An 11,009-nucleotide genomic window follows, 5' to 3' on the forward strand; every position below is an offset into this window, starting at 1 on the left:
ATTCTCCATGGGCGAAAGTATTCTCACCGCGCAGAACCTTAGCAAAGTGGTTCCCAGCACGGAAGGTGAACTGACCATCCTGCACCCCTTGAGCCTGACATTGAACAAGGGCGACAGCCTGGCCATCGTCGGTGCCTCGGGTTCGGGCAAATCGACCCTGCTGGGCCTGCTCGCCGGCCTCGACCTGCCCAGCGCCGGCGAAGTCACCCTGGCCGGTCGGGCCCTGAGCACACTGGACGAAGACCAGCGCGCGCGGATCCGCGCCGAACACGTCGGTTTCGTGTTCCAGAGCTTCCAACTGCTGGACAGCCTCAATGCCCTGGAAAACGTCATGCTGCCCCTGGAGCTGGACGGCCGTAGCGACGCCCGCGAACGCGCCCGCGACCTGCTCGAACGGGTCGGCCTGGGCCAGCGCCTGACCCACTCGCCACGCCAGCTGTCCGGCGGCGAGCAGCAACGGGTGGCAATCGCCCGAGCCTTTGCCGCCGAACCCGATGTACTGTTCGCCGACGAACCCACCGGCAACCTCGACAGCCATACCGGCGAGCGCATCAGCGACCTGCTCTTCGAACTCAATCAGGAACGCGGCACCACCCTGGTGCTGGTGACCCACGACGAACGCCTGGCCCATCGCTGCCGGCGCCTGATCCGTCTTGACGCCGGCCATCTGGTCGGCCCCCTGGAGCCTTGATGGCACGCCTGCCGCTGTTGCGCCTGTTCAGCCTCGCCACACGCCAGCTCCTGCGCGATGCCCGCGCCGGTGAACTGCGGGTGCTGTTCTTCGCCTTGCTGGTGGCGGTCGCGGCCAGCACCGCCATCGGCTACTTCGGCGCGCGCCTGAACGGCGCGATGTTGCTGCGGGCCACCGAATTCCTCGCCGCCGACCTGGTGCTCGACGGCACCTCCGGCGCCCGTCCGGAACAGATCCAGGCCGGCCGCGACCTGGGGCTTGAACATGCGCGGGCGGTCGAGTTCTCCAGCGTGATCGCCACCGACAATGCTATCCAGCTGTCGAGCATCAAGGCCGCGGACGAACACTACCCGCTGCGCGGTGCACTCAAGAGCGCCGCCGAACCGTTCGGCGCCGAAACCGCCGGCGGTGGACCGGCACCCGGCGAGGCCTGGGTCGAAGCACGACTGTTGACCGCGCTGGACCTGAAGATCGGCGACAGCATCGACGTCGGCATGAAAACAGTGCGCCTGGCCCGGGTCCTGACCTATGAGCCGGATCGCTCCGTCAACTTCTACAGCCTGACCCCGCGGGTGCTGATCAACCTCGCCGACCTCGACGCCACCGGCGTGGTCCAGCCCGGCAGCCGGGTCGACTACCGCGAACTGTGGCGCGGTCCGGCGAACGCCCTGGCGACCTATCGCGAATCAATCACCCCCGGCCTGGCGGCGAACCAGCGCCTGCTCGATGCCCGCGACGGCAACCGGCAGATCGGCGGCGCCCTGGGCAAGGCCGAGCGTTACCTGAATATGGCCAGCCTGGTGGCGGTGCTGCTCTCCGGCGTCGCCGTGGCCCTCAGCGCCAGCCGTTTCGCCGCCCGGCGCTTCGACGCCAGTGCCCTGCTGCGCTGCCTGGGCCTGTCACGCCGGGAAACCATGACCCTGTTCAGCCTGCAACTGGCGATGCTCGGCGTGTTGGCCAGTGTCTGCGGCGCCCTGCTCGGCTGGCTGGCCCAACTGGGCCTGTTCGCCCTGCTCCATGACCTGCTGCCCGCCGACGTTCCGCCGGGCGGGCTGATGCCGGCGCTCGCCGGTATCGGCACCGGCCTGGTGGCGCTGGCCGGGTTCGCCCTGCCGCCCCTGGCCGCCCTCGGCCGGGTGCCGCCGCTGCGGGTACTGCGCCGCGACCTGCTGCCGATCCCGGCCAGCACCTGGCTGGTCTACGGCGCGGCCTTGCTCGCACTGGGCCTGATCATGTGGCGCCTGAGCCTGGACCTGCTGCTGACCTTCGCCCTGCTCGGTGGCGGGGTGATCGCCGCGCTGGTGCTCGGCGGACTGCTGCTGCTCGGCCTGCAAAGCCTGCGCCGACTGCTGGCCGGGGCCTCGTTGCCGTGGCGCCTGGGCCTGGGCCAGTTGCTGCGCCATCCGCTGGCGGCGGCCGGGCAGTCCCTGGCATTCGGCCTGATCCTGCTGTCCATGGCCCTGATCGCCCTGCTGCGCGGTGAATTGCTCGATACCTGGCAGAACCAGTTGCCGAAAAATGCACCGAACTATTTCGCCCTGAATATCCTGCCGGCGGACAAGGACGGTTTTCGCGACCACCTGATCCAGCTCGCGGCCAAGTCGGCGCCGATCTATCCGGTGGTGCCCGGCCGGCTGATCAGCATCAACGGCACCCCGGTGCAGGAGATCGTCAGCAAGGATTCCGGCGGCGATCGCGCCACCCAGCGCGACCTGAGCCTGACCTGGGCCGCCGACCTGCCGCCGGGTAACACCCTGACCGAAGGCAGTTGGTGGCCGGACAAACCCAGCGGGGACATTCCCGGTGTCTCGGTGGAAACCAAGGTTGCCCAGAGCCTGAAGCTCAAGCTCGGCGATCACCTGGTGTTCAGCGTCGGCGGGGCCAATCGCGAGGCCGTGGTCACCAGCCTGCGGACCATCAACTGGGACAACTTCCAGCCGAACTTCTTCATGATCTTCCAGCCCGGCACCCTGCAGGACTTGCCGGCGACCTACCTGACCAGCTTCTACCTGGCACCGGGGCACGACAAGGACGTCGTCGAACTGTCCCGGGCCTTCCCGGCAGTAACCATCTTGCAGGTGGAAGCCCTGCTGGAGCAGCTGCGCAGTATCCTGGCGCAGGTGACCATTGCCGTGGAGTACGTGCTGCTGTTCGTCCTGGCGGCGGGCATGGCCGTGCTGTTCTCCGGCTTGCAGGCGACCCTCGACGAACGCATCCGCCAAGGTGCGCTGCTGCGGGCACTGGGGGCCGAGCGAAAACTGCTGGTCAAGGCACGACGGATCGAGTTCGGCCTGCTGGGCGCGGCCAGCGGCCTGTTGGCAGCCCTCGGCACGGAACTGGTGAGCTGGGTGCTCTACAGGTTCGCCTTCGACCTGCCCTGGCACCTGCATCCCTGGCTGTTGCTGCTGCCGTTGATCGGTGCGGTGATGGTCGGCGGCGCCGGTGTGTTCGGCACCCGCCGGGCGCTGAATGTCAGCCCGCTGACAGTGCTGCGCGAGGGCTGATAGACTCAAGGTCTTGTTTCGCCAAGGGATACCAATGAGTCGCTACCGCCCACCCCGCACTGCCGGCACCGCCCTGATCACCCCCGAGGGCGAGGCCCGCATGCGCGCCGAGTTGCACGAGCTGTGGCATGTGCGCCGCCCCCAGGTCACCCAGTCGGTGAGCGAGGCGGCGGCCCAGGGCGATCGTTCGGAAAACGCCGAATACACCTATGGCAAGAAGATGCTGCGCGAGATCGACAGCCGCGTGCGCTTCCTGACCAAGCGTCTGGAAAGCCTGAAGGTGGTCGACGAACGGCCCAGCGACCTGAACAAGGTGTATTTCGGCGCCTGGGTCACCATCGAAGACGAAGACGGCAAGGAATCGCGCTATCGTATCGTCGGCCCGGACGAACTGGACCTCAAGCAGAACCTGATTAGTATCGATTCGCCACTGGCCCGGGCCCTGATCGGCAAGGCGCTGGATGCGGAGATCCGGGTGATGGCGCCCACTGGCGAGCAGTTGGTGTACGTCACCGCCATCGACTATCCCTGAACCTGCCGGCGGTCATGCCACCTGACGTCTCTAGCGCCGCGTGATCAACCCCTGCCGCGCAACGCGGGTCAGTTGGCGGATCACGGCTTCGGCGTGCTCGGCATCCGGCGCCTGGATCACCGCCAGATCAAAACTGTTATCGGCAAAGCGGGCCAAGGAGTCACCGTCCTCGACAAACTGGATCAGGAACGCCGAGGCGCGACCCTTGCGTCGTGGCCAGCCGTCGAGATAACGCAACAGCGTGGGCTGGTGTGTACCGCCGAGGAGGATTTTAGGGTTGCGAAAAGGCAGGCTCGCCGTGATCGGCGTCAGACGTACAACGGGGCGTGGGTTGTTCAAAGTGCGTGTCTCCACCTCAACGATCTGCCGGGCAGGTGTGAGGCAACACCGAACCAGCGCTTTAGCGGTATTTCGAAGCTTCTCTCAAGCTTCTGTCGGCGGTCTTTTGATCCACCTGGCGCCCCGCAAGTAGCTGTTTAAATCGGCGCATGTATTTATCCTAGAGAAGCCGGTGGCTGGCTGTCAAGAATCCTCCACAACGAACAAGCCCGCAAAAATGCGGGCTTGTCGTATTCGTGTGGGAGCCGGCTTGCTGGCGATGAGGCCAGTGAGCCTTGCATCGCCGGATCGGACGCTATCGCCGGCAAGCCAGCTCCATCGTCTGGATTCTACGAGCGGGCGATGGCCGCGTCCGCCGAGAGTTTGCCGGCACCTTCGATCAGTACCGCGAGTGTCCCGCCTAACAGGGCCAGGGCGAACTCATAACCATTGTTGGCCATGAACAGACCGTTGTGGATATGCACCGAGAAGATCGCCACCAGCAAGGTAAAGGTCAGGCCCAGCGCCGCCGGACGGGCCAACAGGCCGATGATCAGGGCCAGGCCGCCGAAGAACTCGGTGCCGCCCGCCAACAGGGCCATCAGGTGACCCGGTGCCAGGCCGATGCTCTCCATCCACTGCGCCGTGCCGGCCAGGCCGTAGCCGCCGAACAGGCCGAAGAGCTTCTGCGAACCGTGGGCGGCAAAGATGATCCCGACAAAAATCCGCAGGACAGTCAGGCCATAACCGGCGCGGGTGCTCAGAACGCGATTGATCAAGGTGCTCATCGGTGAATCCTTTTTGATATAGGGGTTGATGGGCCTCATATTAATCAGTTTTTAACATGTAAAAAGCGCAAAAAACCCGACAAAACAATCAACTTATTCGATTACTTACGCAAGGCAATCTTCCGTGCATTCGGCTCCAGGGAGTCGCGCTCGCGGTCAAATGCCAGGTAATACTTGTTCACGCTGTTCACATAGTTCACCGCATTCATCCCCACCTGCTCCATGGCGATGCGCTCGACCTGGAAGAACCACTGATTGGGGTTCAAGCCACGGCGGCGGGCCTCGGCGCGCATGCCCTGGACCCGTTCCGGGCCCATGTTGTAGGCCGCCAGGACAAAGGCCATGCGCTCGCGTTCGTTGAGCTTGGGGCTGGCAAAGAACTTGCGCCGGATCATCGCCAGGTACTTGGCCCCGGCCTGCACATTGTTATCGACATTCTGGATATTGCCGACGCCGACCCGCTGCGCCGCCGAGGGGGTGATCTGCAGCAATCCGGTCGCGCCGCTGGCACCCCGGGCGCCGGGATCCAGGGCCGATTCCTTGAAGGCCAGCGCCGCCAGGTTCAGCCAGTCGATGCCCTGGGCCTGGGCATGCCGTTGCAAGACCGGACGGAGCTTTTCCAGCTTCGCCCGATCACTGCGACTCAGCGGATAATGCACCTGGTACAGGCGTCGATAGATCCGCAGAAACGCCGTGTCCTGGTCCGAAGGGGCCTTGTAGGTCTTGAGAAAGCGGTCGATGCTCGCCCGCAGCATTGAAGCATTGTCGCGTACGAACCAGTGCATCTGCCCCGGCTCGCTGACCAGCACCTGCTTGTCGAAACGCAGCTTGGGCATGATCCGTGCCCAGCGTTCGGCAATCGGCTGCTCGACGACGGTCAGGTGAAAGATCCCGCCCTGGACCATCTCCAGCACATCCTCTGCCGCCAGGCTCGGATCGACCCATTCGATCTTGACCGGCGGCAACTTGCGCAAGGCCAGTTTCTGGTTGATCTGGTTGACCGCCTCGCCCGCGGCGCTGCCGGGGGTCAGGGCCAGGGTCCGGCCGGACAGTTGTTCAAAGCGGGTAAAGCGCTTCTCGCCTTTGAGCCCCACCAGCAGTAACGGCACCGTATTGCCGAGGGGATCGCTGGCGAGCACCGCGTGCCCAGGCTGGACTTCGAGCAATTCCCCTGGGGCTACCAGATCACCCTCCCCACGCTGCAAGGCGCCGAGCAGTTGGTCCTTGGCCTTGGGAATGATCTTGAGGGTGATCTCCTGGTTGTCGCGGGCCTGGCTGTTGAGGAACTGCTCGAAGGCGCGCAGGCGATGGTATTCGAGGCCAATGACCTCGCCCTGGACCTCGCCGCTGCTGTTGCGGCTCTGGTTGACCAATACCCGCAGGACCCGGCTGCTGCGAATCTCCGCGAGGTCACGGACCTTGCCTGGCTGGGCGATTTCCAACGGCCCGGCCAACCGCGCAAGCGCCGGCAACGGCAGCAGCAGGGACAGGCACAGCAGGAGCAACAGCGAGGGTCGCTTCTTCATCCGTTCTCCGGAAAGAATACTGCCCAGCCTCAGACGAAGGTGGCCTGAAGTCGAACAACTGAAATCGAGCGTCTTTTGAACGCGAAAAGTGCGAAAGACTGGGTGCGGCACCGAGGTCATGCCAACCGATGTTTTCTTCCGGCTTTAAGAGACAGTCATAACTCGTTGTAGTTCTTGATTTTTATTATAAATCTACAGCTCTGGTATGCTTTTCGGCCTGTGGCCTGAGGTAGCACCATGCAACTCATCGATATCGGCGTCAACCTGACCAACCCCGGTTTTGCCGGCAAACAGCAGGAAATACTCGACCGTGCCTATGCCGCCGGAGTCTGCCAACTGATTGTGACAGGCACCAGTCTGGAGGGCAGCGAACAGGCGCTGGAGCTGTGCCGGGAGCTGGATCAGAGCGGTCGGCGGCTGTTCGCCAGCGCTGGCATCCACCCCCATTCCGCCAGTGACTGGAGGGCCGACAGCGCCGCTCGTCTGAAAGCCCTGCTGATGGAACCGAACGTCTGCGCGGTCGGCGAATGCGGGCTGGATTTCAACCGCGATTTCTCCCCGCGCCCGCAACAGGAAAAAGTCCTCGAGGAACACCTGGCCCTGGCCGTGGAGTTGCAGCGTCCGGTGTTCCTCCATGAGCGCGATGCCAACGTCCGTTTGCTGGAGATCCTGCGGGACTACCGCGACCAACTGCCCGCCGCCGTGGTGCACTGTTTCACCGGCGAGCAGAAGGCGCTGTTCAGCTATCTCGACCTGGACCTGCATATCGGCATCACCGGCTGGATCTGCGATGAGCGTCGTGGCACCCACCTGCACCCACTGATGCGGGAGATTCCCCGGGGCCGCCTGATGCTCGAAAGCGACGCGCCCTACCTGCTGCCGCGCAGCCTGCGGCCCAAGCCGAAGAACGGCCGCAATGAACCGGCGTACCTGGGCGAAGTGCTGCGTGAAGTGGCCCTGCACCGCGACGAAAGCCAGGAAGACCTGGCCGCCCACACCAGCGCCTGCGCCCGCGCGTTCTTCAATTTGCCGGGCCTCGACTGAAGCGGCATTGACCCATATCAACAATTGCCTCCCTGAGTAGCGGCACAATAATGGCACCTTGCCAAAACTGTTTCCGCCCTATCAGGGAAGACCCACCATGCGTGCCTGGCTTAGCAATATCTCGCTGAAATACAAGTTCTGGGCCGTGAACGCGGTCGCGTTTGTCACCACCCTGTTTCTGGTGCTGTACGCCGTGCAGTTGGAACAACAGGCCCGCACCGACGCCTCCCGCGCCGCGGTCCAGGCCCAGGCTCACCTGCTCGCGGCCTGGCCCGAAGGCAAGGCCTGGCCCGAGGCCGACAACCTGCTGCCGTTCAAGGCCGGTGAAACGCCGACCCTCAAGGGGCAGATGTTGCCGCGTCTCAAGGACGCCAACGGCTGGGTCGCTTACGACTATATGCCACTGTTCGGCGACAACCCGCTGCTCGGCGCACAAGTGCTCGTCCGTGGCGAACAGCAGGTCGCCGTACTCGCCTATGCGCCAAGCCTGGCCCAGGTGTTCAGCGAACGTTTCGCCAACTATGCGGTGGCCGTGTTCATCCTGATGCTGGCGATGCTCGGCGCCTCGCAGTTGCTGATCCGCTTCCTGCTCAGCCAGCTCAATACCCTCAAGGACGTGATGCTCCATGTGGAGAAGACCGGCGACCTCTCGGCCCGTGTGCCATTGGCCGGCAAGGACGAAGTCGGACAAATGGCCAGCGCCTTCAATGCCATGCAAGCCGGCTATCAGCGGGTGGTCGGCACGGTGGCGCGCACGGCGGCGCAACTGGATGTCGGCGCCGCGCGCCTGGCCTCGAGCATGAACGACGTGCGCCACGGCATGCTCGGCCAGCAGAGCGAAACCGACCAGGCCGCCACGGCCATCAACGAAATGTCAGCCACGGTCTATCACATCGCCCAGCACGCCGGCGCCACCCGTGACCTGTCGAAAACCGCCGACGACCTGGCCGGCAGCGGGCACGTCGTAGTCAACCGGGTCCAGCAATCGATCACCGGGCTGTCCAGCGGCGTGCAGCAGACCGCGACGATGATCCAGCAACTGGCCGAGGACAGCCAGAAGATCAATGGCGTGGTCAGCGTCATCCACAGCATCGCCGAGCAGACCAACCTGCTGGCACTGAACGCCGCCATCGAAGCGGCCCGGGCCGGGGAAATGGGTCGGGGTTTCGCGGTGGTCGCCGATGAGGTGCGCAACCTGGCCAAGCGCGTACAGAGTTCCACCGACGAGATCACCACCATGGTCTCCGCCTTGCAGGCCGGCACCCGCGACGCCGTGGACTTTATGCAGGAAAGCTCGTTCAAGGCCGACGACTGCGTGCAACAGGCCCAGGAAGCCGGGGAAGCGCTGGCGCAGATCACCAGCGCGGTGGCCCAGATGCGCGAAAGCAACACCCAGATCGCCGTGGCCGCCGAACAGCAGAGCCAGGTCGCGGAAGAAATGAACCGGGCGGTGGTGAGCATCCGCGACGTGACCGAGAACACCGTGCAACAGACCGTGGACTCGGCCACCACCAGCCATGACCTGGCGAAGCTGGCGGGAGAGCTGAGCAAGGCGATTGGCCAGCTCAAACTATAGGATCGATAGGAAGAGTTGATTCGCCCGGAAAGCTGGCCGGGCTTACTCTCTGTTCACCGACTATACGAACAGAGGACACGATCATGGGCCAACGTCACCCCAACTTCCCCGCCTGGCAATGGCGGGTTGCCCCCCAAGCTTCGAACGATGGCACCCGCGAAGGCATGCAACTGCTGGCGCTGACCCTGTTCGCACTGTCCTTCCTGCTGGTGAGTTCCGGCGTGTTCGCGCAGAACCCGACCAACTTCGCCGTTGGCGTGCTGGGCCTGGTGGCCGCATTCAGCCTGCGCAGCAAAGGCCAGAGCCTGGCGCTGGAAGCCTGAGCCAGCACCGTTCCCCTGAAGGCCGGCTTGCCGGCCTCAGGCAAACACGGTAACGGTCTGCCGGCTCAATGCGATCAGCCGTCCATCGGCGCTCCACAACGCCGCCGCCACATGGCCGTAGCCGTCGCGGGCATGCTCGATCACCGCGCGGTATTTGCACCAGTCCAGGGTATCGAGTTCCAGCAATGGCTGGACGAACTCCACCGTCCAGGTCAGGGTGCTGCCGGCCGCCGGTTTGCCCAGGTGTGACAACACCGCCGGCGGCCAGGCATCCACCAGGGCCAGCAAGTGCGCCTCGGTCAGCGGCTCTTGCCGGACATCCCCACGCAGTTGCACCCAGCCGCCCATCTCGCGGGATTTGTTACCGGTAAAAGGCATGCCGCCCACGCCCCAGCGCATCGACAGATTACGCATGAACTCCGGCATCACCCCCGGGATATAGGGCGCCTCCGGGCATTCGTCCCAATGCTTGAACGTGGCTGCCGGCTCAGCCGCCACCTCCACCACCGATTCCCGCGACGCGCCAAAGCTGCCCTGAACCAACGTCACCACCTGGCCATTTTGCATGGCCCGGCCCAGCACCTGGCTGACCGCCTTGCCCTCGCGCAGCACCTCGACTTCAAAATCGATGGGCACCCCAGGCTCGGCCGGCCCGACAAAAGTGATCGCCAGCGAACGTACCGGCCGCTCGGCCGGTACCCGGGCGCGCATCGCCTCGTATTGCAGCGCCACCATCAGGCCGCCAAACGTGGCGCGCCCCTGCGCCCACTCGGCAGGAATGGAAAGCCCCTTGGGCTCGCGGCGAACCGCATCGAGCAAATCTGAAAAGCGCATGCTGACCTCAGCTGGAAAAAATCCTACAGAATAGTAACCAGCTCATTCGCAGCACACAGCACTCATACCGGCCAAAGCAGCGGTCAAACAAGCCGTCGGCACTCAGCTGAAACAGGTCTCGCTCAACCGATCCAGCACCCGGTCGGCCTTGTTCTCGGCCAGGGCCATGGTCCTGCGCCAACCCGTCACACAGGATTGCAGGTCCGGCTCCTGTTCCGCCCGCAACAACCATTGCCAGCAATCATGCCAATCACCCAGCGCTTCCTGGGCCGACTTCAAGGATTTCAAGGCTGGCGCCGGCAAGCGGTTCAGATGCGGATAGGCTTCGGCGGCGTAACGTACGCGCTTGATCAACAGCCGCAACCGATGGCGGTCATGCAGCGGGTCATGCAAGGCTTCATCCAGCGCCTCCCACTGTTTGGCCAAGCGCTTTTCGATGCGTTTGTGCAGGCCCTTCAACAGGCCCTGGTGTTGCGAAGCCCGGAGAAAACGCGGAAAGGCATCGAGCACACTGAACAGCTGTTTCAGTTCGGGACTACGCGCCACGGCCCAGTAATCATCGGACAACTGTTCCGTACGCCGCGCCGCCGCCACATGATGCCCCTGCCGATGCAGGTAGGCGGCCAGCACTTCACGATCGCGAATCGGCGTGGTCAGGCTGCCGACCTGCTGCGCCGCCTGCTCGACCTGTTCGACACCCGGCAAGCCACGCAACGGCCGCAACAAACTGCGCAGACGCCGTACCGTAGTGCGTAAATCATGCAGGCCCTCCTCGTCGGTCAGCGCATCCACCCGCGCATGACAGGCCAACAAGCGCACTTCCAGGCTCAGGACCTGAACCACCAATTCATCCACCAGGGCAGACATTCGACA

Annotated in this window: 11 protein-coding genes; 6 read left to right on the plus strand and 5 right to left on the minus strand. The window is 64.3% G+C overall.

What is annotated here, in order from left to right:
• Window positions 1–7 precede the first annotated feature (7 nt).
• From M5C01_RS02290 to greB, 3 genes are read left to right on the plus strand one after another with little or no spacing between them, the layout of a single operon-like run.
• Complete coding sequence (locus M5C01_RS02290; RefSeq protein WP_103497657.1) at window positions 8–691, plus strand: ABC transporter ATP-binding protein; 684 nt, start codon at window positions 8–10, stop codon at window positions 689–691.
• The gene (locus M5C01_RS02295; protein WP_152737162.1) at window positions 691–3,195 is read left to right on the plus strand and encodes an ABC transporter permease; all 2,505 of its coding nucleotides are present in this window, start codon (window positions 691–693) and stop codon (window positions 3,193–3,195) included. Before M5C01_RS02290 ends, M5C01_RS02295 begins: the two co-directional genes overlap by 1 nt.
• A 34-nt stretch (window positions 3,196–3,229) precedes the next feature.
• Window positions 3,230–3,727: a transcription elongation factor GreB gene (gene greB, locus M5C01_RS02300; RefSeq protein WP_103498635.1), complete on the plus strand. Its 498-nt coding sequence runs from the start codon at window positions 3,230–3,232 to the stop codon at window positions 3,725–3,727.
• Window positions 3,728–3,757: 30 nt separating this feature from the next.
• On the opposite strand, the gene M5C01_RS02305 is transcribed toward greB, so the two are convergent.
• The 3 genes from M5C01_RS02305 to M5C01_RS02315 form a co-directional block, all read right to left on the minus strand.
• Window positions 3,758–4,066, minus strand: a complete 309-nt coding sequence (locus M5C01_RS02305; protein WP_103498634.1) for a class I SAM-dependent methyltransferase — start codon at window positions 4,064–4,066, stop codon at window positions 3,758–3,760.
• Window positions 4,067–4,395: 329 nt separating this feature from the next.
• Complete coding sequence (locus M5C01_RS02310) at window positions 4,396–4,833, minus strand: DoxX family protein (RefSeq protein ID WP_100940830.1); 438 nt, start codon at window positions 4,831–4,833, stop codon at window positions 4,396–4,398.
• A gap of 101 nt (window positions 4,834–4,934) precedes the next feature.
• Window positions 4,935–6,359 carry a transglycosylase SLT domain-containing protein gene (locus tag M5C01_RS02315; RefSeq protein ID WP_152737163.1) on the minus strand — a complete coding sequence of 475 codons (1,425 nt, stop codon included), beginning with the start codon at window positions 6,357–6,359 and terminating at the stop codon, window positions 4,935–4,937.
• Between the two features lie 237 nt (window positions 6,360–6,596).
• On the opposite strand from M5C01_RS02315, the gene M5C01_RS02320 reads away from it, so the two are divergent.
• The 3 genes from M5C01_RS02320 (at window position 6,597) to M5C01_RS02330 (ending at window position 9,302) form a co-directional block, all read left to right on the plus strand.
• Entirely contained in the window at window positions 6,597–7,403 is an 807-nt protein-coding gene (locus M5C01_RS02320; protein ID WP_152737164.1) for a TatD family hydrolase, read from the plus strand.
• Between the two features lie 97 nt (window positions 7,404–7,500).
• A complete protein-coding gene (locus M5C01_RS02325; RefSeq protein WP_152737165.1) occupies window positions 7,501–8,979 on the plus strand; it encodes a methyl-accepting chemotaxis protein in 1,479 nt (492 codons plus the stop codon).
• Between the two features lie 83 nt (window positions 8,980–9,062).
• Window positions 9,063–9,302 (plus strand): terminase, encoded by a 240-nt coding sequence (locus tag M5C01_RS02330; protein WP_103498628.1) that lies wholly within the window; start codon window positions 9,063–9,065, stop codon window positions 9,300–9,302.
• 36 nt (window positions 9,303–9,338) lie between these two features.
• Here the strand turns inward: M5C01_RS02330 and M5C01_RS02335 are convergent, their stop codons facing one another.
• Entirely contained in the window at window positions 9,339–10,136 is a 798-nt protein-coding gene (locus M5C01_RS02335; protein ID WP_152737166.1) for a thioesterase family protein, read from the minus strand.
• 102 nt (window positions 10,137–10,238) lie between these two features.
• Window positions 10,239–11,003 carry a CHAD domain-containing protein gene (locus tag M5C01_RS02340; protein ID WP_152737167.1) on the minus strand — a complete coding sequence of 255 codons (765 nt, stop codon included), beginning with the start codon at window positions 11,001–11,003 and terminating at the stop codon, window positions 10,239–10,241.
• Window positions 11,004–11,009 lie beyond the last annotated feature (6 nt).

The organism is Pseudomonas sp. MWU12-2319 (assembly GCF_023242525.1).
Lineage (GTDB): Bacteria > Pseudomonadota > Gammaproteobacteria > Pseudomonadales > Pseudomonadaceae > Aquipseudomonas > Aquipseudomonas gingeri_D.

What these genes read in the sequence shown, in the direction of transcription:
- M5C01_RS02315 (WP_152737163.1), bottom strand. Translation starts at nt 6,359, where the DNA reads ATGAAGAAGCGACCCTCGCTGTTGCTCCTGCTGTGCCTGTCCCTGCTG.
- M5C01_RS02325 (WP_152737165.1), top strand. Translation starts at nt 7,501, where the DNA reads ATGCGTGCCTGGCTTAGCAATATCTCGCTGAAATACAAGTTCTGGGCC.
- M5C01_RS02295 (WP_152737162.1), top strand. Translation starts at nt 691, where the DNA reads ATGGCACGCCTGCCGCTGTTGCGCCTGTTCAGCCTCGCCACACGCCAG.
- greB (WP_103498635.1), top strand. Translation starts at nt 3,230, where the DNA reads ATGAGTCGCTACCGCCCACCCCGCACTGCCGGCACCGCCCTGATCACC.
- M5C01_RS02340 (WP_152737167.1), bottom strand. Translation starts at nt 11,003, where the DNA reads ATGTCTGCCCTGGTGGATGAATTGGTGGTTCAGGTCCTGAGCCTGGAA.
- M5C01_RS02290 (WP_103497657.1), top strand. Translation starts at nt 8, where the DNA reads ATGGGCGAAAGTATTCTCACCGCGCAGAACCTTAGCAAAGTGGTTCCC.
- M5C01_RS02310 (WP_100940830.1), bottom strand. Translation starts at nt 4,833, where the DNA reads ATGAGCACCTTGATCAATCGCGTTCTGAGCACCCGCGCCGGTTATGGC.
- M5C01_RS02320 (WP_152737164.1), top strand. Translation starts at nt 6,597, where the DNA reads ATGCAACTCATCGATATCGGCGTCAACCTGACCAACCCCGGTTTTGCC.
- M5C01_RS02335 (WP_152737166.1), bottom strand. Translation starts at nt 10,136, where the DNA reads ATGCGCTTTTCAGATTTGCTCGATGCGGTTCGCCGCGAGCCCAAGGGG.
- M5C01_RS02330 (WP_103498628.1), top strand. Translation starts at nt 9,063, where the DNA reads ATGGGCCAACGTCACCCCAACTTCCCCGCCTGGCAATGGCGGGTTGCC.